This is a genomic window from Sphingomonas sp. S-NIH.Pt3_0716, assembly GCF_003950715.1.
Taxonomy (GTDB): Bacteria; Pseudomonadota; Alphaproteobacteria; order Sphingomonadales; family Sphingomonadaceae; genus Sphingobium; species Sphingobium yanoikuyae_A.
Genome location: NZ_QLJK01000005.1, coordinates 163,031 through 188,080, shown reverse-complemented (window position 1 = coordinate 188,080; position 25,050 = coordinate 163,031). Strand labels below are relative to the sequence as shown.

The window sequence follows — 25,050 nt, the reverse complement described above, 5'->3', positions numbered from 1 at the left end:
TCATTCACCAAAATTCGGAGCGACATTGCCCGGAAATGTTGAAGATTTGGGTAATGTCAGGCGGCAAGATGCGCCGCGCCGGCCTTTCCTGCAATGATATCGGCAATCCGCTCGGCCGCCTTGCCGTCGCCGAACGGGTTATGGGCACGGGCCATCGCCTGATAGGCGGCATCATCGTCGAGCAGCGCCAGCACCTCGCGCACGATCCGGTCCCGGTCGGCGCCGACCAGCTTCGCCGTGCCGGCCTGCACCCCTTCGGGCCGTTCGGTGGTCTCGCGCATCACCAGCACCGGCTTGCCAAGCGAGGGCGCCTCTTCCTGCACGCCGCCGCTGTCGGTCAGCACCAGATGGCACAGGTCGAGCAGGCGGACGAAATGGGGATAGTCGAGCGGTTCGATCATCGCGACATTGGGCAGCTCGCCCAACACCGCATCCATGACCGGACGGACATTGGGATTGGGATGGACGGGGAAGATCACCGCGACATCGGGCCGCGCAGCGATATCGGCGATGGAGCGCGCGATCGCCTCCATCCCGCCGCCGAAATTCTCGCGCCGGTGGCTGGTGACGGCCACGATCCGCTTGCCGGCGAAGCGAGTAGACAGATCGTCGAGGCCGCTGGCCAGCGCCGGTTCGCCATGGACCCGATCGACCGTCGCCAGCAGCGCGTCGATCACGGTATTCCCCGTGACATGAATGCCGGCCGCATCGCGATTTTCCCGCAGCAGCGCATCGGCCGCCGCCTGGGTCGGCGCGAAGTTCATGTCGGCAATGCACGCCACGACGCGGCGATTGACCTCCTCGGGCCAAGGATGATGGATGTCGCCACTGCGCAGGCCGGCCTCGACATGGGCGACCGGGATCTTGCGATAATAGGCCGCCAGGCTCGCCACCATCGTCGTCAGCGTGTCGCCATGCACCACCACCCGGTCGGGCTTTTCCGCGTCGAACGCCTCGCCCAGCGCGACGATCAGCTTGGCGGTCAGCCCGTCCAGTGTCTGGTTGGGCGTCATGACGTCCAGATCAATGTCGGGCACGATGCCGGCAATCTCCAGCACCTGGTCCAGCAGGCCGCGATGCTGCGCCGTCACGATCACGCGGGTGTCGATATCGGCACGCGCCTTGAGCGCGTGGATCACCGGAAACAGCTTGATCGCTTCCGGCCGTGTCCCAAATACCAGCGCTACTTTCACTCTGTGCCCTTTCGTTCGGATGCGCCTTCCCTGGCAAAAAAGGGTAACCAGCCGCTAAACGGTAGCATGGTAATTACGCAAAGGCGCGAATTGTATTGCGTTATGACTATGCTAGAGCCTCAAACCAATCACTTCCCGTTTGGAGTTCCACCAACTCATGAAAATCACCATGATCGGCACCGGCTATGTCGGCCTCGTCTCCGGGGCCTGCTTTGCGGATTTCGGCCATGATGTCGTCTGCGTCGACAAGGATGCGGGCAAGATCGCCGCGATCGAGGCCGGCACGATGCCGATCTACGAACCCGGCCTCGACCAGCTGGTCGGCACCAACGCCGCCGCCGGTCGCCTGACCTTCACCACCGACCTGCCCGAAGGCGTGAAGGGCGCCGACGCCATCTTCATCGCCGTCGGCACGCCCTCGCGGCGCGGCGATGGCCATGCCGACCTCAGCTATGTCTATGCCGCCGCCAAGGAGATCGTCGAATCCCTGGATGGCCCGGCGGTCATCGTCACCAAGTCGACCGTGCCGGTCGGCACCGGCGACGAGGTCGAGCGGATCGCGCGCGAACTGCGCCCGGACCTCGACATCCAGGTCGTGTCGAACCCCGAATTCCTGCGCGAAGGCGCCGCGATCGGCGACTTCAAGCGTCCCGACCGCGTCGTCGTGGGCACCACTGGATCGGAACGCGCCATTTCGGTGATGAGCCAGGTCTATCGCCCGCTGAACCTCAACCAGGCGCCGCTGATGTTCACCGGCCGTCGCACGGCCGAACTGATCAAATATGCCGCCAACGCCTTCCTGGCGACCAAGATCACCTTCATCAACGAGATGGCGGACCTGTGCGAGGCGGTCGGCGCCGAAGTGCAGGACGTGTCGCGCGGCATCGGCCTCGACAAGCGGATCGGCAGCAAGTTCCTGCATGCCGGTCCGGGCTATGGCGGCTCCTGCTTCCCCAAGGATACGCTGGCCCTGGTCAAGACCGGGCAGGATTACGACGCGCCGATCCGCATCGTCGAAACCGTGGTGCAGGTGAACGACCTGCGCAAACGCGCCATGGGCCGCAAGATCGTGAAGGCGCTGGGCGGTGAAGCGCGCGGCAAGACCGTCGCCCTGCTGGGCGTCACCTTCAAGCCCAATACCGACGACATGCGCGACGCGCCCAGCCTGGCGATCGTGCAGGCGCTGGAGGATGCTGGCGCGAAGGTCGTCGCCTATGATCCCGAGGGCATGGACGTCGCCGCGCCGATGATGCCCGGCGTCACCATGGCCGGTTCGGCCTATGAGGCCGCGTCCGGCGCCGACGCGCTGGTGCTGGTGACCGAATGGGACGCCTTCCGCGCGCTGGATCTCAAGCGCCTGGCCGGTTCGATGAGCGCGCCGGTGCTGGTCGACCTGCGCAACATCTATCCGGTCGCGGAAGCGGAAGCCGCCGGCTTCACCGTCACCCGCGTGGGTGGAAAGGGCAGCGCGGCCTAATGTGGCCATGGGAAGAGGAGGGCGTCAGCGCCCTCCCCCGACTGCGCCACTGGCTGCTGGCAGCCATGCTGATCCTGGGCGCGATGCTGGCCGTGCCGATCTTTGCGGCCCTGACCTGACGCCGTCAGGCCTTGAGCTTCCAGCCCTTGCGCAGCAGCACATAGCAGAGCACCGCCAGCCCGGCATTGAGCGCCAGCAGCACGACGCTTCCGACCAGCACATTGCCGTCCGCCGCCGCGACGAAGCCATAGCGGAAACCGGAAATGGCGTAGAAGAAGGGGTTGGCGTGGCTGATCGCCCGGAAGAGCGGCGACAGGCGGTCGATCGAATAGAAGGTGCCCGACAACAGGGTCATCGGCCCGATCACGAAATTGGTGATGGCGGCGGCATGATCGAATTTTTCTGCCCAGATCGACGTCATCACGCCGATGAACGCGGTCAGGCTGGCGCCCATCAGGCCGAACCAGATCACTGCCCACAGATGCGTCGGCGTCACATGCACGCCGGGCCAAAGCGCCATCGCACCCCACAGCGCCAGACCGACCGCTACCGCGCGCGTCACCGCCGCGCCGACCAGCGCCAGCAGCAGTTCGCCCACCGACAGCGGCGGCATCAGATAGTCGATCAGCGTCCCCTGCATCTTGCCCGCTAGCAGCGAGAAGCTGCTGTTGGCGAAGGCATTGTTCATCATGCCCATCATCATCAGGCCCGGCGCGATGAAATCGGCAAAGGGCACGCCCAGCACCTGGCGGTTCGCCCCGCCCAGCGCGATGGTGAAAATCACCAGGAACATCAGCGTGGTAACGGCCGGCGCCCAGATCGTCTGGAGTTGCACCTTCATGAAGCGCCGCACTTCCTTGCGGTAGAGCGCGCGCATGCCGGCCCAATTGACGTTGCGGATCACCAACTCCCCCGGTTCATGGAAGGGAACGGGTGCGGGATGGGCGGCTGCAATTTTGGGCTGGTCGTTCATGATGGGATCGACTATCGGCTGGTCCGTTATGCCGCAAGGGCGTTCTGCGCGGTTGGAAGTCGCGCCTGCATGCCCCATATAGGGCGCATAGCACAGATTGTGAGGAGTTTTCATTGTCCTGGACCGACGAACGTATCGACCAGCTCAAGGCGATGTGGGAAAAGGGCCTGACCGCGAGCCAGATCGCGGACGAACTGGGCGGCGTCAGCCGTAACGCGGTGATCGGCAAGGCGCATCGCCTTGGCCTGCAGTCGCGCCCGTCCCCGGTGAAGGCCAACGAGGCGCCCAAGAAGGCCGCGCCCGCCCGCAAGCCGGCAGCCCCTGCCCCGGAAGCCGAAGCGCCCCGCGCCGCCGCGCCCGTGGCCGCCCCGCCGCCGCCGCCGCGTCCGGCCCCGGTCGCCGCACCGGCTGCGCCTGCCGCACCGGCTGCTGCCGCTGCCCCCAGCGACGCGCCTGCCGCGCCGCAGCCGCGCATCGTGTCGGTCGGCCCCGGCGGCTTCCTGCGCCAGGGCCCCGGTGACCAGCAGGCACCGATCCCGCCGGCGCCGCCGCGCCGTCTGGTGCCCGCCAAGCCGAGCGCCGAAATTGCCGGCAAGACGAGCCTGCTCGACCTGACCGAGCGGATCTGCAAGTGGCCGATGGGCCATCCGGGCGAGCCGGACTTCCATTTCTGCGGCGAAGCGGTGAACCCTGGCTTCCCCTATTGCGTGGAACATTGCGGCCGCGCCTATCAGGCACAGCTGCCGCGCGGCACGCGCCGCCCGCCCCCGCCGCTACCCTTTGGCGGCCCGCGGGTTCGCTGAGCCAAACCAGATAAGGAAGGCCGCCCCACCGGGCGGCCTTTTCTTTTGCCCCCTATTTGCTGACCAGTTGCGGATTTTCCGCCTTCCAGACCATCGCGGCATGGATGCGCCGTTCGACGCTGGGATGGTCGTAGAACAGGATTTCCTCCAGCCGCGAGGGCGATGAAGCGCGATATTCGATCGTCTTGACCAGCGCCTTGGCAAGGCCATCGGGCTCATGCGCGACCTTGAGCGAGAAACGGTCGGCAGCATTCTCGTCATAGCGGCTGATGCTGTTCATCAGCGGCACCAGGAATATCCCGACCACTGCCGCCACCGCCCAGGCGACCGGCATATGCGCCGGATCGCTGATCGCGCTGCCCGCGCCGAACCAGCGCGCCGCCACCGGATAGAGCCGGTCGACCAGGAAGAAGAGCAGCATCGCCAGCAGGCTCATGCCGCCCGCCAGCCACAGCACATGATGTTCGGCATAATGGCCCATTTCATGGCCTACGACGCCGCGCACCTCGGCCAGGTCGGCGCCACGCTTGAACATGACATCACTCATCGCTACCCGCGCCGTGCCGAACAGGCCGGAGACATTGGCGGTATAGCGTTCCGACTGCTTCGCCCCGTCATAGATATAGATTTTGTCGCCCGGCACGCCGGCACGATGCGCCAGTTCGACCACCGCATCGCGGGTCGGCCCGGCGGGCGCGGGCGTATATTTATTGAACAGTGGCTCGATCGCCACCGGCGCGATCACCACCATCAGGATGATGCCCAGCACGACCACCAGCCCCGACCAGGCCCACCACCAGCGCGGCGTGCGGCGCATCAGCGCATAGATGGCGACCGCCAGCAGCGCCAGCAACGGCAAGCTGATTGCAGTCGACAATATGTCCTCGCCCAGCCAGCCGCCAAAACCCTGGCTGGTCAGCCCATAGCTGCGCTCGCGTCCCCAATTGGCATAGATGGACCAGGGCAGTTCGATCAGCCAGTCGAGCAGGAAGAAGAGCAAGGCGGACAGGAACACCGCCAGATTGGGGCGCCGCACATGCACCCGCCGCCCCAGCCGCACCAGCAGGCCGCTGCGCCAGATCAGCGCCATGGCGACCAGCGTCACCAGCATGCCCCACAGCAACAGCCAATGCCCGCCCTGGGTATAGGCGATCGCCCGTTCATGCTGGGCCGGCGACAGCGTCGCCAGATAGGCGGCGGTCGCCGCATCGGGGTTGAAACCTGCCGCCATATTCTCGACCTCCCGCCTTATCTTGTCGGCGGGAAGCTATGTCGGGCGCGGGATCAGGTAAAGATCACAAGAGGAAAGGGCCGGAACATCGCCCCGGCCCCTTCATGGCAGCGGATCAGAAGCGGAAGCTGGCGGTCGCCATCAGGCTCTGATTGTCGAACTTGTCGCCACGGTTGATGCTGGTGCCGCCGGATGGCGTGATGATGAAGGGGTTGGTCGCGGGCGCGCTGCCCTGCCCTACATCGACGCGATAGTCGCCCGTGTTATAACGGGTCCAAAGATAGCGGGCGCCGATCGAGAAATTCTGCGCAACCTTGGCTTCGACACCGCCGCCCATGGTGTAGCCCCAGGCATCTTCCTTGCGATCATATTCGGTGAAGCTGTTGGCGGTGTTGCTGGTGTCGAAATGATTCTTCACCTTCGCATAGGCCAGACCGCCGGTGATATAGGGCATGAACCCGCCATCGGTGGTATAGCCCAGCCGCGCGCGCAGATTGGCGTTCCAGCCGATCCGCCGGGTCATGGTATAGCTGGCCGGCGTGGTCGAATATTCGGTCACGCTGTCGCTGACATAGGCCTTGCCCGCTTCGCCGACGATGCCCGCGACGATATTGCCGAACTGCCGGTCATAGCCGACATGGCCCATCCAGCCGATCGCATCCTTGTCACCATTGCAGCCGCTGGCCGGCGTCGCCCCCCGAGCCGAACCGCCGCACGTGCCGGGCGAAAAGGCGTTGGCCCCCGCCGCCGTGGTGACGACATTATCATAATTGCCGTCCCCGTCCGTGTCGAAGCGCAGATGCTCGCCACCATCGCCCTTCGACCAGTTATAGCCGAAGGAGCCGCCGACATAGGGGCCGGTCCAGTCAACCTTGCCGCTGTCGTCCTGCGCCATTGCCGGCGTCGCCAGGGCGAGCGCCAGCGTGGCGCCGATCGGCGCAAAATGCTTGAATGTCATGAATTTCTCCAGCCTGACCTTGGGAATATACCCTGATGGAGGCAACGGGTCGGTCGGCGGATTTGTTGCACAGCATCTTGTAACAATTGATTGCTGACGATCGCGTGCGCGCAGCGCTTGCGCCCGACGCCCGGCTGCCTATAGCTTGGCGGAATGTCCGAAGACCTGTTCGCCTCCGCCCAGTCCACCACCTCTCCGGGCTATGACGCCTCCACCATCGAAGTGCTCGAAGGGCTGGAGCCGGTCCGGCGCCGTCCGGGCATGTATATTGGCGGCATCGACGAGCGCGCCTTCCACCATCTCGCCTCCGAAGTGCTCGACAACAGCATGGACGAAGCCGTCGCCGGTCACGCCACCCGGATCGAGATCAGCCTGGAACCGGGCAACAAGCTGACCATCACTGACAATGGTCGCGGCATTCCGGTGGACGACCACCCGAAATTCCCCGGCAAGTCGGCGCTGGAAGTCATCCTCACCACGCTCCATTCGGGCGGCAAGTTCGAGGGCAAGGCCTATGCCACCTCGGGCGGCCTGCATGGCGTCGGCATCAGCGTCGTCAACGCCCTGTCGATCAAGACGGTGATCGAGGTCGCGCGCAACAAGGAACTGTTCCGCCAGAGCTTCAGCCAGGGCCTGCCCACCAGCGGCCTGGAAAAGGTCGGCGCCGCCCCCAACCGGCGCGGCACCGCGGTCAGCTTCATCCCCGACAGCGAGATTTTCGGCGAGCAGAAGTTCAAGCCGGCCAAGCTCTATCGCCTTGCCCGGTCCAAGGCCTATCTGTTCGCCGGGGTCGAGATACGCTGGAAATGCGCACCCGAACTGATCGGCGACGACACCCCGCCCGAAGCGGTGTTCCAGTTCCCCGGCGGCCTGGCCGACCATCTGAAGGAGCAACTGGGCGACCGCGAATGCGCCACCACCCAATTCTTCTCGGGCAATCAGGATTTTCCGGGCGAAGCCGGCCGGGTCGAATGGGCGGTCGCCTGGCCGCTCTGGTCCGACGGCAGCTATAGCTGGTATTGCAACACCATCCCGACCCCCGATGGCGGCACCCATGAAAACGGCCTGCGCGCCGCGTTGGTCAAGGGCATCCGTGCCTTTGGCGAACTGGTGGGGCAGAAGAAGGCGAAGGACATCACCGCCGATGACATCATGACGTCATCGGAGATCATGCTGTCGGTCTTCATCCGCGATCCCCAGTTCCAGAGCCAGACCAAGGATCGCCTGACCAGCCCCGACGCCGCGCGCCTGGTCGAAAATGCGGTGCGCGACCATTTCGACCATTTCCTGACCGACCATATGGACCGGGGCAAGGCGCTGCTCGCCTATGTCATCGACCGCATGGACGAGCGGCTGAAGCGCAAGCAGGAAAAGGAGGTCAAGCGCAAGACCGCCACCAGCGCGCGCAAGCTGCGCCTGCCCGGCAAGCTCACGGATTGTTCAAACGATGACCCGGAAGGTGCTGAAATCTTTCTGGTCGAAGGTGATTCCGCAGGCGGATCGGCCAAGCAGGCCCGCGACCGCAAGACGCAGGCGATCCTGCCCCTGCGCGGCAAGATCCTCAACGTCGCCTCAGCAAACACCGCCAAGATATTGGCAAACCAGGAAATTGCCGACATGATCCTGGCGTTGGGCTGCGGCACGCGCAAGGATTGCAACCCCGACAATCTGCGCTACGAACGCATCGTCATCATGACCGACGCCGATGTCGACGGCGCCCATATCGCCACCCTGCTGATGACCTTCTTCTTCCAGGAAATGCCCGAGCTGGTACGGCGCGGCCATCTCTATCTGGCGCAACCGCCGCTCTATCGCCTGACCGCCGGCGGCAAGAGCCTCTATGCGATGGACGATGCCCAGCGCGAGGCGATGCTGGCCAAGGAGTTCAAGGGCAAGAAGGTCGAGATCAGCCGCTTCAAGGGGCTGGGCGAAATGAACCCGATGCAGCTGCGCGAAACCACCATGGACCCCAAGACCCGCAGCCTGATCCGCATCACCCTGCCCGACGATATCGAGGATCGGCAGCAGGTGCGCGATCTGGTCGAGCGGCTGATGGGCACCAACCCAGCCCATCGCTTCGCCTTCATCCAGGAAAATGCGGCAGCGGTCGATGAGGAAGCGATTGACGCATGAGGCTGCTGGCGGCCGCGCTTGTCCTCATCGGGATGGCGCTGCTGCCGGGCCGCGCCATGGCTGATCCTGCCCCTGCCTTTCGCGCGCGCGCCACGCAACTGGTGACCATCCTTGCCGGCCCCGGCAACGAAGCCGACTTCTTCTCCCCCGTCTTCATCGACGCGATCCCGGTCGACCGCTGGCGCGCGCTCGCCGCCGACCTGCGCCGCCAGCATGGCCGTCCGATCGCGCTTGGCGCCGTCACCCAGCAGAGCGCAACCGCCGGGCAGATGGAGGTCCGCTACGAACGGGCGATCGTCGCCATCACGCTGGTGATCGCCCCCGATCCGCCCAACCGCGTCGTCGGCCTACGCATCATCGGCAGCCGCCAGGCCGATGACAGCATGGCCACAGTGCTGCGCGACATCGCCGCCCTGCCGGGTCGCAGCAGCTTCGCCATCGCCCGGCTGACCGACGCCGGTCCCGTCCTGCTCCAGTCGCACCGTCCCGACCAGCCGATGGCCACCGGCTCCTCCTTCAAGCTGACCGTGCTGGCCGAACTGGCGCGTGCGGTGCAGGCCGGCGAGCGGCGCTGGAGCGATGTCATCCCGCTCGGCCCGAAAAGCTTTTCCGGCCGGCTGATGGCATGGCCCGATCATGCGCCGATGACGCTGCACAGCCTGGCGACCGCGATGATCGCCGAAAGCGACAATAGCGCATCGGACACGTTGCTGCTGGGCCTCGGCCGCGACAAGGTCGACGCCATGCGCCAGCGCTTCGGCATCACCGATCCCCGCAGCCTGCCGATGCTGACCACGGCAGAGGCCTTTGCCCTCAAGATGCCGGCCAATGCCGAATTGCGCCGCCGCTATGAGGCCGGGACCATCGCCGATCGCCGCGCCCTGTTGCGGGATGCCGCCACCCGGCTGACCGCCGCTCATGTCGATGTCGGCACCGTGTCGGAAAATCCGGTGGCGATCGATACGCTCGAATGGTTCGCCAGCCCGCAGGAGGAAATCGCCCAGCTCGACTGGCTGCGCCGCACCGGTGGCGATGCCCTGTCGATCATGGCGGTCAATCCGGGCATCGCCCCCGCCAACGCGAAACGCTGGCGCTATTTCGGATACAAGGGCGGCAGCGAACCCGGCGTCATTGCCATGAACTTCCTGGTGCAGGCGCAGGACGGCCAATATTACGCGGTCAGCGGCGCCTGGAACGATCCGGTCGCCCGCGTCGACGAAGGCCGCTTCGTCATGCTGATGACGCGCGCGCTCAACCTGCTCGCCGACTGATCGCCCGGTCCGGCGCCTGTCCTACACGCCGCCGATCCTCTATACATGCCCGATGGGACATGGACGACGCTCGCAACAATCCATCACCAGTTGGACATTTAATGTCAAAATGCGCGGAAAATATGCGAAGTTAAGCGGACCAAATCCTATTTTCCTGCCCCCGCCGGGTCAGGCCGTGAGCGCCTCGACCAGCGCCTTGACCTTCTTCTGGCGCCATTGCGGCAGCGGGGCGATCAGCCAGTAGCTGAGCATTGTCGGCAGGGCATCGCCCACCTTGCGCACCCGTCCATTCTCGATATCCGCCTGCGCCAGCAGCAGCGGCACGCTCGCCCGGCCAAAGCCGTTCGCCGCCGCCTCGATCGCCAGCCCTGCATCCGCCACCCGGATCGCGGCAGGCAGGTCGCCCGAGGGGCAGCCGGGCCATTCGATCCGCTGCTCCGGCCCACCTGCCGCCGCTTCCACGGTGACGAAGGCGGTTTCGCCGATCTTGATGCCCTCATGCTCGCCCGCGCCATCGGTCAGGCGCAGCGCCAGATCCAGATTGGCCTCGGTAAAGTCCAGCGCCTCGTCGGCGGCAACCAGCGAGAAAGTCAGGCCAGGCTGGCTCGCAGCATAAGCGGCCAGGCGCGGCTGCAGCCATTTGGCGGTAATGTCGCGCGGTGCCGCGATCGTCAGCGACGAACTGGACTGGCCTGCCTGCATCGCCCGCACCGCTTCCTCGAACTCCAGGAAACCGGCGCGCAGCGCTTCCAGCCCCGCCTCGGTCTCGGGCGTCAGTTCCAGCCCCTTGGGCGTGCGACGAAACAGCACCACGCCCAGCATATCCTCCAGCGCGCGGATCTGCTGGCCGACCGCCGCCGGCGTCACCGCCAGTTCGTCGGCGGCGCGGGTGAAGGACAGGTGACGCGCCGCGGCATCCAGCACGCGCAGGCCGTTGAGCGGCAAATGGGTCCGCTTCATTCGGCCACCGCCGGCGCGATCAGCGCGAAATGGGGAATGGTCACCTCGAACGTCTCGCCATCGGAACCGATCATCGTATAGGCGCCGCGCATCGACCCCGTCGCCGTGTTGAGCGGGCAGCCCGACACATAGTCATAGCTTTTGCCCGGTTGCACCACCGGCTGTTCCCCGATCACGCCTTCACCCTCCAATTCCTGCTGAATGCCCCGCCCATCGGTGATGATCCAGTGACGGCTCAGCAGTTGCACCGGCTGTTCGCCCTGATTTTCGATCCGGATATGATAGGCCCAGAACCAGCGCCCCCGGTCCGGCTCCGACTGTTCGGGCAGGAAAGTCACGGCGACATGGACGATGATGTCCCGCGTCGTCGCGTGCAGGGGGAACAATGCGTTCATATCTCCCGCATGCGCCTCCCTGCCCGGTTCCGTCAACGCCCTATCGTCTTGAGCGCCTGGTCGAAGTCCGCGATCACATCGTCCGGATCTTCCAGGCCGACGTTCAGGCGCAGCATATCCTCGGTGATGCCGACTTCCAGCCGCGCCTCTTCGGCCATGCCGAAATGGGTGGTGGATGCCGGATGGGTCATCAGCGAGCGCGAGTCGCCGATATTGTTGCTGATGTCGACCAGTTCCAGCGCGTTGAGCAGGCCATGCGCCTCAGCCCGGCCACCACCGGTGTAGATGGAAAAGATCGGCCCGGCCGCTTCCATCTGCCGCATCGCCAGCGCATGCTGCGGATGGCTCTCCAGCCCCGGATAATTGACCTTGGGCAGGCGGGTTTCGAGGAATTGCGCAACCTTGAGCGCATTCTCGCTCTGGCGGCGAATGCGCAGGTCCAGCGTCTCCAGCCCCTTCAACACCACCCAGGCGTTGAACGCACTCAGCGTCGGGCCGGTATTGCGGTGGAAGGGCAGCAGCACATTGTCGATCCAGTCGCGGCTGCCACAGATGGCGCCGGCCAGCACTCGGCCCTGCCCGTCCATCATCTTGGTCGCGCTATAGGCGACCACGTCAGCGCCGAACTCCATCGGCCGCTGCAGCGCGGGCGAGGCGAAAGCGTTGTCGACGACGGTGGTGATGCCGCGGGCCTTGGCGATCGCGCAGACGGCAGCGATGTCGACCACGTCCATGGTCGGGTTGGCCGGCGTCTCGAAGAAGAAGACCTTGGTATTGGGCTGTACCGCCGCTTCCCAGGCGGCAACGTCGCTGCCGTCGATCGTCGTCGTCACGATGCCGAACTTGGGCAGCAGCGTGTCGACCAGCCAGCGGCAGGAGCCAAAGGCCGCCTTGGCCGCGACGACATGGTCGCCGGCCGACAGCTGGCACAGCAGGGCAGCAGTCATCGCCGCCATGCCGGTCGCGGTCGCGCGGCAGGCTTCGGCGCCTTCCAGCAGGGCGATGCGCTGCTCCAGCATCTCGACGGTCGGGTTCTGCAGCCGGCTATAGGTCATGCCCTGCTGTTCACCGGCGAAGCGCGCGGCGGCATCCTCGGCCCGGTCGTAGCAATAGCCGCTGGACAGGAACAAAGCCTCGGACGTCTCGCCATATTCGGTGCGCGCGGTGCCGCCCCGGATGGCCAGCGTCGCCGGCTTCCAGTTCTTGGTGATCTCAGGGTTCTGCCCGCTCTTCCGCTTCATATCGCCTTCCGCATATCCGTCGTGACGCGCGGCGTTTCGCCGCCCAATATCTGTGCCATCTGGCTCATGTCGCCATTACCGCCCGAGAGGATAACCGCAACCTTCTTGCCGCGCATCTGCTCCTTTTCCTGGATCAGCGCGGCCAGCGCCACCGCACCGGCGCCCTCGGCCAGATTATGGGTGTCCTGCCAGTAGATGCGGATGGCGTCGGCCACCTCGTCATCGGTGACGCCGACGAAACGGTCGGCGCGCGGCCCGAAATAGTCGAGCGCGGCCTGGACCGGGGTGCAGACGGCGACGCCATCGGCAAAGGTATAGGCAGTCGGGCTGGTGAGCAATTGCCCTGCCTCGAACGAGCGCTTGGCCGCATCGACATGGGCGGACACGACGCCGACGACCTTGGTCTTGAGGCCCAGCGCATCGCGCGCCGCGATCGTGGCGCACAGGCCCGATCCGCAACCGACGGGGACATAGACGGTGTCCAGGTCCGGCACCGCATCGAACAGTTCCAGCCCATAGCTGGCGACGCCGCGCACCAGTTGCGCATGATAGGCCGGGACCATGAACAGACCTTGCTCGGCGGCCAACCGCACCGCCTCCGCCTTGGCGCTGTCGAAATCATGGCCGTGTTCGATCAGCGTCGCGCCGAATGCGCGCATCGCCGCATTCTTTTCCAGCGCATTGCCGTGGGGAACGACGATCGTCGCCTGAAGACCGGCGGCGCGGGCCGCGCGCACCTGCGCCTGGCCATGATTGCCGCGGGTCGCGGTGATGATTCCCGTCACTTCGGGATGGGTGCGACGCAGCCAGTCGATATAGGTGATGGCGCCGCGCACCTTGAAGGCGCCGGTCGGCGTGTGGTTCTCATGCTTGACCCAGGTTTCGACGCCGATCCGCCCGGCCAGCAGCGGCCAGGCATATTGCGGGGTCGGCGGCACCTGGTCATGAACCATGGCGGCGGCGGCACGAAGGCTGGGCAGGGAAAAGTCGTCCATGCCGCTGCCTAGCTGGCGCGTGTAAGAGCCGACAGGACCGATATGCGCGAATTGGCCCCCTAGAGCCTGATCGTTTGAGGCGGAAGCGCCTTGCGCTTCCACCGATAGCGTGAATCAGGCTCTATTCTTGGATGCTAGACCTTGATTCACGCTTCAGGCAGATTCAGCCTGAAGCGATCAAGGTCTAGGCGGCCCTGCGCACCCTGCCCTCGATCAGCGGATGCAGATGCGCTTCCTCCCATTCCATATGGTCATAGAGGGAATCCTGCAGCTCCAGCGTCGCCCGCTTGTAATTGCCCCAGTCGGCCGCGATCTGGGCCGGGGTCCATTGCTTGATATGGTCGCTATAGCGCAGGAACAGGGCCACCATGGTGCGGCCATGCTGATGCACGACCGGCTCGGCTTCCATCGCCAGCGGCCCCTGGCGCAAGCCCCGCGCCAGCATGTCCTCACGCCCCATATGGTCGCGAAACAGCTGGGCGAAGCGAATGCGCCAGCGGGTCAGAAGTGCCATATCACGGACGTCATCGTCCATCATGCTGGCAAAATCCCGCATCATGCCCCGCAGGACATGATGGTCTTCAATCAGTTCAGTCGGCATTTGCGTCCCCATTCACCGTTCATATCGACCGGAAACGAAGAAACTTTACGTTCGCGTCACGCAAATGCGATGAACCGCGGCCCGTCAGAGCGCCGCGAGGACCGCGTCGCCCATCTCCACCGTGTTCATCGTGCCGCCCAGATCCGGCGAACGGGCACCGTCGGCCAGTGCCTTGGCCACCGCCGCCTCGATCCGGTCGGCCGGCTCGGGCAGGTTCAGCGAGTAACGCAGCATCATCGCCGCCGACAGGATGGTCGCCAGCGGATTGGCCTTGCCCTGGCCGGCAATGTCGGGCGCGGACCCGTGGATCGGTTCATAGAGGCCCTGACCGCTGCCGTTGAGCGTCGCCGACGCCAGCATGCCGATCGAGCCGACGCACATGCTCGCCTGATCCGACAGGATATCGCCGAACATGTTGCCGGTGACGATGACGTCGAACTGGCCGGGATTGCGGACCAACTGCATCGCGGCATTATCGACATACATGTGGGTCAGGGCGACGTCGGGATATTCGGCCGACACCTCGATCACCACGTCGCGCCACAGCTGGCTGGTTTCCAGCACATTGGCCTTGTCGACCGAGCAGAGCTTGCCGCGACGGGCGCGCGCCGCCTGGAAGCCGGCATGGGCGATGCGGCGCACTTCGGCTTCGTTATAGGACATGATGTCATAGCCTTCGCGCAGGCCATCGGCGGTGGTGCGCATGCCCTTCTCGCCGAAATAGACGTCGCCATTGGTCTCGCGCACGATCAGCAGGTCGATCGATCCGGCCACTTCGGGCTTCAGCGCGCTTTCATGCGCCAGTTCGGGGAAGACCTTGGCCGGACGAAGATTGGAGAAGAGGCCCAGTTCCTTGCGCAAGCCCAGGATCGCCTGTTCCGGACGCAGATGGCGTTCCAGCGAGTCGCAGTCGGGATCACCGACCGCGCCGAACAGGATGGCGTCGGCGCACTTGGCGATGTCCAGCGTCTCGGGCGGCAGCGGATGGCCGACCGCCTTGTAGGCCGAACCACCGACCAGTCCCTCTTCATAGGTGAGGCCGTCGATCGCCAGCGCATCAAGTACGCGCTTCGCCTGCGCGACGATCTCGGGGCCGATACCATCTCCAGGGAACAGGGCGATCAACATGGGAAACCTCTTTCTAAATCTCTGCCGCCACGGTTCCGCGAAAGAAAATGGCCGCCGCTGCCCGACGGGCGAACGGAGAATGCGGAAACGGCGCGCCCGCCCTTGCAAAAACTGCGCGCGTTACGCAACCGCTCTTTTCAGCCGATCGACCAGTCTTTCGCGCGCGGCCAGCACATCGGCCCGCCTTTCGGTCAGCACGGACCGTTCCAGGAAGAAGCCTGTCAGCCGCAATCCATCCATGATCTGCGGCCAGTCTCCCGCCCCGCCCTGCAACAGGAAAGGCGGCAGCGGCAGCAGGCGCGCCTCATAGCCCTCCGCCCCGGCCCGGCTGACCGCCGCCGCGCTGCGCGGGCTGACAAAGGCCAGGTCGTCGGCGGTGCCGGTCGCGGCGCAGCGGCTCAGATCAAGGCCAAACCCCAGTTCCGCCAGCAACAGCAATTCGTAGCGAACCAAAGCCGCCGCCCAGCCCCGTGCCGCCGGCGCTGCCTCGACCGCGCCAAGCACGCCATCGAGCGCTTCGTAGAGCGTCGGATAGGGCGTTCCCTCCGGCAAAGCGGCCGCCGTCAGCGCGCAGGCCCAGTCGATCGCTGCCGCCGGCAATGGCTCGCCCAGCAAAGGCGCGCGGCTATGCTCCAATTCGACGGTCAGGCTCGCGAGCTGATCTTCGGTACGGGCGCGGAACTCGGCCTTCACCGCATTGCCCGGCAGCAGCACCGGGCGCAGCGCCCGCGACCGCCCGCCGCGCACATAGCCCGCGACCAGCCCATGATCGGGCGTCAGCAGCCGCGCGACCGCGCCATGTTCGCCATGGGCACGCAGCGCGCAGACGATCCCGGATGTGATGAGGACGGGCATGGCGCCTTCCTATCGACGATCCGGCATCCGTGCCAAATCTAATGTTGCGGCTGCGCCTCGCCACGGGTGCGCCACAGCGACAGGCCGATACCTGCGCCCAGCACCCCGGCGGTCACCAGCAGGGAAAAGGCCGGCGGGATCTTCTCCAGCCCCAGCGCATCGGCCAGGAAGATCTTGGCGCCGATGAAGATCAGCACCACCGACAGCGCATATTTGAGATAATGGAAGCGGTGGACCGCCGCCGCCAGCGCGAAATAGAGCGCGCGCAGGCCCAGGATCGCGAAGATGTTGGAGGTATAGACCAGAAAGGGATCGGTGGTGATGGCGAAGATCGCCGGCACAGAATCCACCGCGAAGATGACGTCGGCAATCTCGATCATCACCAGCGCCAGGAACAGCGGCGTCGCATGGAGCAACGGCTTGCCACCCGGCTCGGCCGGCTGGCGCACGAAGAAATGGTCGCCCTCCACCCGGTCGGTCACGCGCATGTGACGGCGCAGGAAACCGAGCAGCCGGTTGCCCTCCATCGTCTGTTCCTTGCCGACCGTCCACAACATGCGGATGCCGGTAAAGATCAGGATCGCCGCGAAGAAATAGAGCGCCCAGGAGACATTCTGGACCAGCGCCGCGCCCAGTCCGATCATGATCGCGCGCAGGACGATGACGCCGATGATGCCCCAGAACAGCACCTCATGCTGATAGCGGCGCGGCACTTGGAAGAAGGAGAAGATCATCGCGATGACGAAGACATTGTCGAGCGCCAGCGATTTTTCGACGACGAAGCCGGTCAGATAGGCGACCGCCGCCTCCTGCCCCATCTGCCAGGCGATCCAGCCGCCAAAGGCCAGGCCGATCGCAATGTAGAAACCCGCCAGCTTCACGCTCTCCCGCACGCCGATCTCGCGCCGCTTGCGATGCAGCACGCCCAGATCCAGCGCCAGCAGCGCGACGATGATGGTCAGGAAGAGCGCCCACATCCAGATGGGCTTGTCGAGAAAGTCAGTCGTCAGGAATTCCATGATGGGTCCGTGCTGCAAAGATGCAGGTCAAGCGGACGGCATGGCTCCCGGTTCCCTCAGCGGGAATATGTCGGAAAGCGGCAATCGAACAGCAATGATCAGTGGCCCGGCGCAGGTCAGGCTGCACCAGGCCATTGATGATCAGCCCGGCATCATCGTGCCGGTATCGATGAAGCGCTGGTGCCAGGCGAAGGCCTCGGCCGGCAGCATCGGCGACTGCAGGCCATAGCTGCCCTGCATCGCCCGCCTGAAATAATCCTTCAGCATCGGACGATAATCGGGATGGGCGCAATTGTTGATGATCAGTTCGGCCCGCTGGCGCGGCGCCAACCCGCGCAGGTCGGCCAGCCCCTGTTCGGTGACGATCACCTGCACATCCTGGTTGATATGGTCGACATGGCTGGCATGCGGCACGATCGCCGAAATCTTGCCCTGCTTGGCGGTCGAGGGCGTCATGAAGATCGACAGATAGGCGTTACGAGCAAAGTCGCCCGATCCACCGATGCCGTTCTGGATGCGCGATCCCATGACATGGGTTGAGTTCACATTGCCATAAATGTCCGCCTCGATGAGGCCGTTCATGGCGATGCAGCCCAGACGACGGACCAGTTCGGGATGGTTGCTGATTTCCTGCGGGCGCAGGATCATCTTGTTGCGGAAACGGGCCATGTCGGCATTGAGCCGCGCCGCCGCCTCGGGACTGAGCGAGAAGGCGGTGGCGCTCGCCATGCGCAGCTTGCCGGATTCCAGCAGGTCGAGCATGCCGTCCTGAATGACCTCCGTATAGGAGACCATATTGTCGAACGGCGCGTCGATCAGACCCGTCAGCACGGCATTGGCGATATTGCCGACGCCCGACTGAAGCGGCAGCAGCGACGCCGGAATGCGGCCCATCTTCACTTCATGGCCGAGGAATTCGAGCAGATGGCCAGCGATCGCCCGCGCACTGTCATCGGGCGGGGTGAAGGGCGCGTTGCGATCGGGCGAGTCGGTTTCGACCACCGCCAGTACCTTGGCGGGATCGACGCGAAAATAGGGCTCGCCGATGCGATCATCCGCGCGGGTCAGCGGGATCGGCACGCGGCTGGGCGGCAACGCCGTGCCGTAATAAATGTCGTGCATCCCTTCGAGCGCAGCATTCTGCCAGCTATTGACCTCCAGGATGATGCCCTTGGCGCGATCGAGCCACGTCTTGTTGTTGCCGACCGAGGCGGACGGAATCAGCAGGCCATCGGGCGTGATGCCGGTCACTTCGACCACGGCGACATCCAGTTCGCCCAAAAAGCCCTGCCACGCCATCGGCGCGACCTGGCTCAGATGCATGTCGAAATATTGCATCTCGCCGCGGTTGATCCGCTCGCGGGCGATCGGATCGCTATTATAGGGAAGACGAAATTCGACGCCGTCGGCCTTGGCGAGCGCACCGTCCAGTTCCGGCCCGGTCGACGCGCCGGTCCACACCTTCACCCGGAACGGATCGCCGGCCGAATGGGCGGAGGTGATTCGGTCGGCGAGCGCCAGAGGAACTGCCTTGGGATAGCCCGAACCGGTGAAGCCGCTCATGCCCACGGTCATGCCGTCGGCAATCAGGGCAGCTGCGTCCTGCGCGCTGCGTCTTTTTGCCGCAAACCCTGCATGACCGATACGATCCGATGCCATCCTCTCGTCTCCATTAAATGTCTGACTGGCGTCCCTGCGCCGGCGCTTAGGTCTGGCTTTTCCGTTCTCCGCACAATAGGGATTCCCGGCACAATATCTGTGCAGGACATGTTCAAATGAGCGACCTGCTTCTTTCGATCCGCACCTTCATACGGCTATGCGAAAAGCCCAGTTTCACGCGCGTCGCCGCCGAAATGCATGCGAGCCACACCACCATAGCGCGACGGCTCGATCAGGTGGAAGCCCATTTTGGCACCGTACTGTTTCATCGCACCACGCGCCGGCTGGTCCCGACGCCCGAAGCCGACCAGTTGCTGGTCCATGCCCGTACTCTGGTCGACGCGCTGGAAGTGGCCGAACAGGAATTGCGCCCGGTCCAGGGCGATGTCAGCGGCACGGTGCGGATCGGCGTCACCACTGCGCTGGGCCTCTATTATCTCGGCCTGCTGAGCCTGCTGAGCGATCAGCATCCCGGCCTGCGGATCGACATGGCGATGACCGACTGGCAGCGCGATCTGGTCCAGGACCGGCTCGATCTGGCGCTGCGCGTCGGCCCGGTCGGGGACGATATGCTGGTCGTCCATCGGCTCGGTGCCCTGCCCCGCATGCTGGTCGCCCATCCCGACTATGTCGCGCGCCATGGCCTGCCAACCAGCGCCGACGACCTGCCCGGCCATCGCTGCATCGCCTATGGCTATGGCGACCTGCCCGCCAAATGGACCGTGGACGGCCGCGACCAGTTGATCAGCGGCCCGTTCCGCAGCGACAATAGCGAAGCGGTGCATCGCGCCGCGCTTGCCGGCCTCGGCATCGCGATGCTGCCCGCCGTGCGGGTGGCGGAGGATCTGGAGGCGGGGCGCCTTGTGCATGCCCTCCCCGCCAGCCAGATCGACCCGATCGACATTTTGGCGGTGCATCCCGCGCTGAAGCGCCTGCCCGCCCGCGCCAGGCTAGTGCTCGATTTCCTGAAGGCGAATTTTCCCGGCGACCCGCCCCAGCGCTAGGCGGCGCGCAGTTCCTCCAGCACGTTACGCACCGTTTCCTGCAATTCCTGCGAACGACTGGACAAGGCCGTCGCCGCCGCGTCGGTTTCACCCATGGCCGATTGCGCCTCCGCCAGCGCCAGGCTCAGCGCTTCGGCCTGGGACGCCGCTTCGGCGATGTGGCGGGCCATCTCCTCGGTCGCCGCGGCGATCTCGCCGGTGGCGCGTATCTGTTCCGCCACATCATCGACGATGCCGGCGGTCGACCGGTCGATGGTATCGGCCGATTGGGTCGCGACATCGATCGCGCCCGACACGCTGTCGGCCGCGCGGCGAATATCCTGCAGATAGATGTCGATCTGGCGGGTCGCCTCGGCCGTCTGCGCGGCGAGGCTCTTCATTTCCGATGCCACGACGGCGAAGCCGCGCACTTCGCTGCCGCTGCGTGCCGCCTCGATCCCGGCATTGAGCGACAGGGTCCGGCTCTGCGCCGCGATCTGCGAAATCAGCGCGACGATCGAACTGGCAGAATCGACCGTCGCCGACAGCATGTCGACCTCCGGCGTCAGCGCACGGGTCGCCATCGCGCCGCGCAGCGCATTGTCGCGGGTGTGGCTGGCGCTGCCGCCCACGCCATTGATCGAAATGGCCAGCTTTTCCGTGTCCTGCGCCACCGCGCGGACATCGCCATCGGCGCGGGCATGCGCCTTACGCAACTCGGCCGAGCGCTGGGTCGTGCGATCGAGCAGGTCGAACAGCCATTGCTTGCTGGCCGACAATTGCCCGGCCAGTTGGCCCAGATCGCCGACCACCGCGCCCAGCCGCGCCTCCAGCGCATCGGCCACCAACCGACGCCGCTCGCTTGCCTCTTCGGCCCGCCGCGCCGCTTCCTCGATCGCGCGCTGTCGGGTGGCAATCGTCTGCGCCCGCTCCAGTTCGGCCAGCGCTACCTCGGCCCGCTCCTTCGCCGCATCGGCTTCCTTGCGCAGACCTTCGCTCCGCTGCCGCTCCTCGGTCTGCAGGCGAATGGTCTGGGTCAGCAGCGACACGATCCACCACAGCATCAGGGTCTGGATCACCACGATCAGCGCATGCACCAGCACGCGAGGCAGATCGCCCTCGCTGGCGAACACCCAGGCGGGATAGCTATAGTTGAGGATCAGATGGTGGAGCGCGGTCACGCCGGCCGCGACCAGCAGCGCCCGCCGATCGAGCAGCACGGTCTGCGCCGCCAGCGCCGCGAAAAAGCCCATATGCATGTCCATCTGCCAGTCATGGCCGCGCAGCAGGAAGACATAGAGCGCCGGGATCGCCACCGATGTCACCGCCAGCGTCATGCGCGCCGGCGCCGCAATGTCGCGCCGCCGCACCATGATGGTCGGAAGCAGCGCCAGCAGCGCAGCCGCCAGCGCGCCGACTTCCGCATCGGGTGCCTTCAGCCACCATCCGATCAGCATCAGTGCCGGCACATTCAGCCAGAATAGCCACATCAGCATGCGCGCACCGGCCAAGCGGATGCTTTCCATCGGGCGTTCGACGTTCATGCCCGCCCTCCCCTGCCGGCACAGAGGAAATCGGGCGCCGCCAGCAGCAATACGCCGCGCGTCAGCATCGGCCAGGCCAGGCGGTCGCGGTCCCCCCGCACCACCAAAGCGCCATCGATCTGCCCCTTGCCGATCGGGATCGCGCCGACCGCAATCAACCCCGCCGCCAATCCATGGCTGCTGACCGTCGTCAGGGGAATGGCGAGCATGTCGCCCCGCGCCGGCGGCGCCAGAACGCCCGCCAGCATCATAAAACCGACCGTCGCCAATTGCGCAGCCGCAAGCCCCCACCTGTTCCCCACTCTTGTCTCCCCTGCCGATCGGCCGGGGAAACATCGCCAGCAATTGTTAACGCGACACTTATGAGCCAACAAAAATCATTGCGTTATCGTCACATTTTTTCAGCCGTGGAAATAATCATAGACCTGCTGGGCCACCGCCTTCGACACGCCGGGTGCGCGTTGCAGATCCTCCAGCGCCGCATCCCGCACCGCCCGCGCCGTGCCAAAATGCATCAAAAGCGCCTTTTTCCGGGCCGGGCCGATGCCCGGCACCTCGTCGAGCGACGACACGGTGATCGCCTTGCTGCGCTTCGCCCGATGCGCGCCGATGGCAAAGCGATGCGCTTCATCGCGCAGGCGCTGCATGTAGAAGAGCAGCGGATGATTGATCGGGAAACTCACCTCCCGCCCATCCATCAGGTGGAAAACCTCGCGCCCGTCGCGGCCATGATGTGGCCCCTTGGCGATGCCGATCATGCAGACATCCTCGATGCCCATATCCTCCAGCATCACCCGCGCCGCCGACAACTGCCCCTTGCCGCCGTCGATGAGCACCAGGTCCGGCCATTCGCCGCCGTCGCGATCGGGGTCTTCGCGCGCGGCCCGGCCAAAGCGCCGCTCGAACATTTCGCGCATCATCGCGAAATCGTCGTTCGATATGTCCGGGTTCTTCATGTTGAACTTGCGATAGGCGTTCTTGCGGAAGCCCTCCGGCCCGGCGACCACCATTGCCCCCAGCGCATGGGCTCCCTGGATATGGCTGTTGTCGTAAATTTCGATCCGGTCGGGCACGCCGTCCAGCCCGAAAGCCTCGACCATCTCGTCCAATATCTTGGCCTGAGTCGTGGTCTCGGCCAGACGCCGGTCGAGCGCCTCCACCGCGTTGCGCTGCGCCTGTTTGATGAGCCGCGTGCGCTCGCCGCGCTGGGGCACCTCGATCCGAACCTTGCTGCCCAGCCTTTCACTCAGCGCCAGCGCCATCAGTTCGCACTCGGCTGGCTCACGGTCGGTCAGGATCAGCTTGGGCGGCGGCACTTCCTCGTAAAATTGCGCCATGAAGCTTTCCAGCACCTCTTCGGTCGCCACATCATTGGTGTGGACCGGGAAGAAGCTGCGATGTCCCCAATTCTGGCCGCCGCGGATGAAGAAGGCCTGGATGCACATCGATCCGCCCTTCTCCGCCAATGCGAAGATGTCGGCGTCGCCCAGCCCCTCGGCATTGATCGCCTGCGATCCCTGGATGAAGGTCAGCGCCTTCAGCCGGTCGCGGATCATCGCCGCCTGTTCGAAATCCAGCGCCTCGGCCGCCGCCTCCATCGCCGCGCCCAGCTTCTGCTGCACGGCGGTCGACTTGCCGCCAAGGAAATCCTGCGCGTCCTGCACCAGTTCGGCATAGCCGGCCGTGTCGATGCGATCGACGCAGGGCGCCGAGCAGCGCTTGATCTGATACAACAGGCAGGGCCGCGAACGATTGGCGAAGAAGCTGTCGGTGCAGGACCGCAGCAGGAACAGCTTCTGCAGCGCATTGATCGTCCGCGTCACCGATCCGGCGCTGGCGAAGGGGCCATAATAGCGCCCCTTATATTTGCGCGCGCCGCGATGCTTCTGCACGCGGGGAAAGGCGTGATCCTCGCGCAACAGGATGAAGGGGAAGCTTTTGTCGTCGCGCAGCAGGACATTATAGGGCGGGCGGTAGCGCTTGATGAGTTGCGCCTCCAGTAGCAGCGCTTCGGCTTCGCTGTTGGTGGTGACGATCGTCATGCTGCGGGTCTGCGCCACCATGCGCCGCAGCCGGTTGGGCAGCCGATCGACCTGGGTATAATTGGCGACCCGGTTCTTCAGCGCCCGCGCCTTGCCGACATAGAGAACGTCGCCGCGCGCATCCTGCATCCGATAGACGCCGGGCCGGGTCGGCAAGGTCTTCAGCGTCGTGCGGATCGCCTCCACGCCCGCATCGATATCGGGCTGGCTGCCGGTGACGGTATAGGTCGCCTTGTCTTCGTTGAAACGGTCGGGGGATTGCGGCTGCGACATGGCCGCAGAGATAGCGGCACCGACGCGGATCGCAATGGCGGTGTGGAACAAAGGGCGGCCAACACCGGCATTCATGATTGCCATTCATGGCTGTTTTATCGAAAGCCGGCCTAATCAACAGCCTGTCGACTTCCTACATGAAACAGGCACAGGCCGTCCCACGGCCCGTGCCCATCCAAGAATAGCAGCGGAGGGGCGTATCTGCCCTGCATACCGCGAACCTCAAGCAAAGGGACATCCCCATGGCCACCAAAGCCTATGGCGCCAACGCCGCCGACAAGCCGCTCGAAGCCCTCGACATCGAACGCCGCGCCGTCGGTCCGCATGATGTCGCGATCGATATCGCCTATTGCGGCGTCTGCCATTCGGACCTGCACCAGGTCCGTTCCGAATGGGACGGCACCCTCTATCCCTGCGTTCCCGGCCATGAGATCGTCGGTCATGTGACCGCCGTTGGCGATCATGTCAGCGCCTTCAAGGTCGGCGACACGGTCGGCGTCGGCTGCATGGTCGACAGCTGCCAGGGCTGTCCCTCCTGCGACGAAGGGCTGGAGCAATATTGCGAGAGCGGCTTCGTCGGAACCTATAATGGCAAGACCGACGACGCGCCGGGCCACACGCTGGGCGGCTATTCGCAGAATATCGTGGTGAAGGACAAGTTCGTCCTGAAGATCAGCCACCCCGCCGATCAGCTCGCCGCCGTGGCGCCACTGCTGTGCGCGGGCATCACCACCTGGTCGCCGCTGCGCCACTGGAAGGTCGGCCCCGGCCAGAAGGTCGGCATCGTCGGCATTGGCGGCCTGGGCCATATGGGCATCAAGCTGGCCCATGCCATGGGCGCCAAGGTCGTCGCCTTCACCACTTCGGAGTCCAAGCGCCAGGACGCACTGGACCTGGGCGCCGACGAAGTCGTCGTCTCGCGCAATGCCGAAGAGATGCAGGCCCATGCCAACAGCTTCGACTTCATCCTGAACACGGTCGCGGCCAGCCATAATCTCGACGCCTTCACCACATTGCTGAAGCGCGACGGGACGATGACACTTGTCGGCGTGCCCGAACATGCCCACCCCTCGCCCAATGTCGGCGCGCTGATCTTCAAGCGCCGCAGCATCGCCGGCTCGCTGATCGGCGGCATCGCCGAGACACAGGAAATGCTCGATTTCTGCGCCGAAAAGGGCATCGTTGCGGACATTGAGATGATCCGCATCCAGGACATCGAAGACGCCTATGCCCGCATGCAGAAGAGCGACGTCAAATATCGCTTCGTGATCGACAACGCCACGCTGGCGGCCTGATCGCCAGGCAAAGGGGCGAAT

The 25,050-nt window shown here is 65.1% G+C and carries 22 protein-coding genes; 6 read left to right on the top strand and 16 right to left on the bottom strand.

Features of this window, described 5'->3' with window-relative positions; genetic code table 11:
• Positions 1–56: 56 nt before the first annotated feature.
• Complete coding sequence (wecB, locus tag BRX37_RS05780; protein ID WP_125985872.1) at positions 57–1,193, bottom strand: non-hydrolyzing UDP-N-acetylglucosamine 2-epimerase; 1,137 nt, start codon at positions 1,191–1,193, stop codon at positions 57–59.
• Positions 1,194–1,350: 157 nt separating this feature from the next.
• Between wecB and BRX37_RS05775 the strand changes: the two genes are divergently transcribed.
• A complete protein-coding gene (locus tag BRX37_RS05775; protein ID WP_017499497.1) occupies positions 1,351–2,670 on the top strand; it encodes a UDP-glucose dehydrogenase family protein in 1,320 nt (439 codons plus the stop codon).
• Positions 2,671–2,794: 124 nt separating this feature from the next.
• Here BRX37_RS05775 and BRX37_RS05770 read toward each other — a convergent pair whose 3' ends face one another.
• On the bottom strand, positions 2,795–3,643 hold the full coding sequence (locus BRX37_RS05770; RefSeq protein ID WP_010337736.1) for an ABC transporter permease: 849 nt from the start codon (positions 3,641–3,643) through the stop codon (positions 2,795–2,797).
• A gap of 113 nt (positions 3,644–3,756) precedes the next feature.
• On the opposite strand from BRX37_RS05770, the gene BRX37_RS05765 reads away from it, so the two are divergent.
• Positions 3,757–4,446, top strand: a complete 690-nt coding sequence (locus BRX37_RS05765) for a GcrA family cell cycle regulator (protein ID WP_037519632.1) — start codon at positions 3,757–3,759, stop codon at positions 4,444–4,446.
• A gap of 52 nt (positions 4,447–4,498) precedes the next feature.
• On the opposite strand, the gene BRX37_RS05760 is transcribed toward BRX37_RS05765, so the two are convergent.
• Both BRX37_RS05760 and BRX37_RS05755 read right to left on the bottom strand, forming a co-directional pair.
• Positions 4,499–5,677: a M48 family metalloprotease gene (locus BRX37_RS05760; RefSeq protein WP_125985871.1), complete on the bottom strand. Its 1,179-nt coding sequence runs from the start codon at positions 5,675–5,677 to the stop codon at positions 4,499–4,501.
• A 115-nt stretch (positions 5,678–5,792) separates the two neighbouring features.
• Positions 5,793–6,635, bottom strand: coding sequence for an outer membrane protein (locus BRX37_RS05755; RefSeq protein WP_125985870.1), 843 nt, complete (start codon positions 6,633–6,635; stop codon positions 5,793–5,795).
• Between the two features lie 153 nt (positions 6,636–6,788).
• Here BRX37_RS05755 and parE point away from each other — a divergent pair, with 153 nt between their 5' ends.
• The gene (gene parE / locus BRX37_RS05750; protein WP_037519628.1) at positions 6,789–8,768 is read left to right on the top strand and encodes a DNA topoisomerase IV subunit B; all 1,980 of its coding nucleotides are present in this window, start codon (positions 6,789–6,791) and stop codon (positions 8,766–8,768) included.
• Positions 8,765–10,039 carry a serine hydrolase gene (locus BRX37_RS05745; protein ID WP_125985869.1) on the top strand — a complete coding sequence of 425 codons (1,275 nt, stop codon included), beginning with the start codon at positions 8,765–8,767 and terminating at the stop codon, positions 10,037–10,039. Before parE ends, BRX37_RS05745 begins: the two co-directional genes overlap by 4 nt.
• 168 nt (positions 10,040–10,207) lie before the next feature.
• Here the strand turns inward: BRX37_RS05745 and BRX37_RS05740 are convergent, their stop codons facing one another.
• From BRX37_RS05740 to scpC, 9 genes are all read right to left on the bottom strand, one after another.
• Complete coding sequence (locus BRX37_RS05740) at positions 10,208–10,999, bottom strand: LysR family transcriptional regulator (protein WP_004207374.1); 792 nt, start codon at positions 10,997–10,999, stop codon at positions 10,208–10,210.
• Positions 10,996–11,394, bottom strand: coding sequence for a Co2+/Mg2+ efflux protein ApaG (gene apaG, locus BRX37_RS05735; protein ID WP_004207375.1), 399 nt, complete (start codon positions 11,392–11,394; stop codon positions 10,996–10,998). The genes BRX37_RS05740 and apaG overlap by 4 nt, the downstream gene beginning before the upstream one ends.
• Positions 11,395–11,426: 32 nt before the next feature.
• Complete coding sequence (locus BRX37_RS05730) at positions 11,427–12,635, bottom strand: trans-sulfuration enzyme family protein (RefSeq protein ID WP_125985868.1); 1,209 nt, start codon at positions 12,633–12,635, stop codon at positions 11,427–11,429.
• Positions 12,632–13,630 (bottom strand): threonine dehydratase, encoded by a 999-nt coding sequence (locus BRX37_RS05725; RefSeq protein WP_004207377.1) that lies wholly within the window; start codon positions 13,628–13,630, stop codon positions 12,632–12,634. The genes BRX37_RS05730 and BRX37_RS05725 overlap by 4 nt, the downstream gene beginning before the upstream one ends.
• A 184-nt stretch (positions 13,631–13,814) precedes the next feature.
• On the bottom strand, positions 13,815–14,231 hold the full coding sequence (locus BRX37_RS05720; protein WP_017502836.1) for a hypothetical protein: 417 nt from the start codon (positions 14,229–14,231) through the stop codon (positions 13,815–13,817).
• A gap of 84 nt (positions 14,232–14,315) precedes the next feature.
• Entirely contained in the window at positions 14,316–15,359 is a 1,044-nt protein-coding gene (leuB, locus tag BRX37_RS05715) for a 3-isopropylmalate dehydrogenase (RefSeq protein ID WP_125985867.1), read from the bottom strand.
• 120 nt (positions 15,360–15,479) lie between these two features.
• Positions 15,480–16,214, bottom strand: coding sequence for a DNA repair protein RecO (recO, locus tag BRX37_RS05710; RefSeq protein ID WP_010337726.1), 735 nt, complete (start codon positions 16,212–16,214; stop codon positions 15,480–15,482).
• A 38-nt stretch (positions 16,215–16,252) separates the two neighbouring features.
• Positions 16,253–17,233 (bottom strand): TerC family protein, encoded by a 981-nt coding sequence (locus tag BRX37_RS05705; RefSeq protein ID WP_125985866.1) that lies wholly within the window; start codon positions 17,231–17,233, stop codon positions 16,253–16,255.
• 141 nt (positions 17,234–17,374) lie between these two features.
• Positions 17,375–18,892: a succinyl-CoA:acetate CoA-transferase ScpC gene (scpC, locus tag BRX37_RS05700; RefSeq protein WP_125985865.1), complete on the bottom strand. Its 1,518-nt coding sequence runs from the start codon at positions 18,890–18,892 to the stop codon at positions 17,375–17,377.
• A 116-nt stretch (positions 18,893–19,008) separates the two neighbouring features.
• On the opposite strand from scpC, the gene BRX37_RS05695 reads away from it, so the two are divergent.
• Entirely contained in the window at positions 19,009–19,896 is an 888-nt protein-coding gene (locus BRX37_RS05695; protein ID WP_125985864.1) for a LysR family transcriptional regulator, read from the top strand.
• On the opposite strand, the gene BRX37_RS05690 is transcribed toward BRX37_RS05695, so the two are convergent.
• From BRX37_RS05690 to uvrC, 3 genes are all read right to left on the bottom strand, one after another.
• Entirely contained in the window at positions 19,893–21,419 is a 1,527-nt protein-coding gene (locus tag BRX37_RS05690; protein WP_125985863.1) for a methyl-accepting chemotaxis protein, read from the bottom strand. The two genes, BRX37_RS05695 and BRX37_RS05690, sit on opposite strands and share 4 nt — an antisense overlap.
• Positions 21,416–21,670: a hypothetical protein gene (locus BRX37_RS05685; protein ID WP_318276614.1), complete on the bottom strand. Its 255-nt coding sequence runs from the start codon at positions 21,668–21,670 to the stop codon at positions 21,416–21,418. Before BRX37_RS05685 ends, BRX37_RS05690 begins: the two co-directional genes overlap by 4 nt.
• Before the next feature lie 150 nt (positions 21,671–21,820).
• Positions 21,821–23,734, bottom strand: coding sequence for an excinuclease ABC subunit UvrC (gene uvrC, locus BRX37_RS05680; protein WP_125985896.1), 1,914 nt, complete (start codon positions 23,732–23,734; stop codon positions 21,821–21,823).
• Between the two features lie 242 nt (positions 23,735–23,976).
• On the opposite strand from uvrC, the gene BRX37_RS05675 reads away from it, so the two are divergent.
• Entirely contained in the window at positions 23,977–25,029 is a 1,053-nt protein-coding gene (locus BRX37_RS05675; protein WP_017502844.1) for an NAD(P)-dependent alcohol dehydrogenase, read from the top strand.
• Positions 25,030–25,050: the final 21 nt, after the last annotated feature.

Excerpts from the sequence above, each read along its gene's own strand:
- BRX37_RS05775 (WP_017499497.1), top strand. The coding sequence starts at position 1,351 with ATGAAAATCACCATGATCGGCACCGGCTATGTCGGCCTCGTCTCCGGG.
- BRX37_RS05770 (WP_010337736.1), bottom strand. The coding sequence starts at position 3,643 with ATGAACGACCAGCCCAAAATTGCAGCCGCCCATCCCGCACCCGTTCCC.
- BRX37_RS05760 (WP_125985871.1), bottom strand. The coding sequence starts at position 5,677 with ATGGCGGCAGGTTTCAACCCCGATGCGGCGACCGCCGCCTATCTGGCG.
- BRX37_RS05755 (WP_125985870.1), bottom strand. The coding sequence starts at position 6,635 with ATGACATTCAAGCATTTTGCGCCGATCGGCGCCACGCTGGCGCTCGCC.
- parE (WP_037519628.1), top strand. The coding sequence starts at position 6,789 with ATGTCCGAAGACCTGTTCGCCTCCGCCCAGTCCACCACCTCTCCGGGC.
- BRX37_RS05745 (WP_125985869.1), top strand. The coding sequence starts at position 8,765 with ATGAGGCTGCTGGCGGCCGCGCTTGTCCTCATCGGGATGGCGCTGCTG.
- BRX37_RS05740 (WP_004207374.1), bottom strand. The coding sequence starts at position 10,999 with ATGAAGCGGACCCATTTGCCGCTCAACGGCCTGCGCGTGCTGGATGCC.
- apaG (WP_004207375.1), bottom strand. The coding sequence starts at position 11,394 with ATGAACGCATTGTTCCCCCTGCACGCGACGACGCGGGACATCATCGTC.
- BRX37_RS05730 (WP_125985868.1), bottom strand. The coding sequence starts at position 12,635 with ATGAAGCGGAAGAGCGGGCAGAACCCTGAGATCACCAAGAACTGGAAG.
- BRX37_RS05725 (WP_004207377.1), bottom strand. The coding sequence starts at position 13,630 with ATGGACGACTTTTCCCTGCCCAGCCTTCGTGCCGCCGCCGCCATGGTT.
- BRX37_RS05720 (WP_017502836.1), bottom strand. The coding sequence starts at position 14,231 with ATGCCGACTGAACTGATTGAAGACCATCATGTCCTGCGGGGCATGATG.
- leuB (WP_125985867.1), bottom strand. The coding sequence starts at position 15,359 with ATGTTGATCGCCCTGTTCCCTGGAGATGGTATCGGCCCCGAGATCGTC.
- recO (WP_010337726.1), bottom strand. The coding sequence starts at position 16,214 with ATGCCCGTCCTCATCACATCCGGGATCGTCTGCGCGCTGCGTGCCCAT.
- BRX37_RS05705 (WP_125985866.1), bottom strand. The coding sequence starts at position 17,233 with ATGGAATTCCTGACGACTGACTTTCTCGACAAGCCCATCTGGATGTGG.
- scpC (WP_125985865.1), bottom strand. The coding sequence starts at position 18,892 with ATGGCATCGGATCGTATCGGTCATGCAGGGTTTGCGGCAAAAAGACGC.
- BRX37_RS05695 (WP_125985864.1), top strand. The coding sequence starts at position 19,009 with ATGAGCGACCTGCTTCTTTCGATCCGCACCTTCATACGGCTATGCGAA.
- BRX37_RS05690 (WP_125985863.1), bottom strand. The coding sequence starts at position 21,419 with ATGAACGTCGAACGCCCGATGGAAAGCATCCGCTTGGCCGGTGCGCGC.
- BRX37_RS05685 (WP_318276614.1), bottom strand. The coding sequence starts at position 21,670 with ATGATGCTGGCGGGCGTTCTGGCGCCGCCGGCGCGGGGCGACATGCTC.
- uvrC (WP_125985896.1), bottom strand. The coding sequence starts at position 23,734 with ATGTCGCAGCCGCAATCCCCCGACCGTTTCAACGAAGACAAGGCGACC.
- BRX37_RS05675 (WP_017502844.1), top strand. The coding sequence starts at position 23,977 with ATGGCCACCAAAGCCTATGGCGCCAACGCCGCCGACAAGCCGCTCGAA.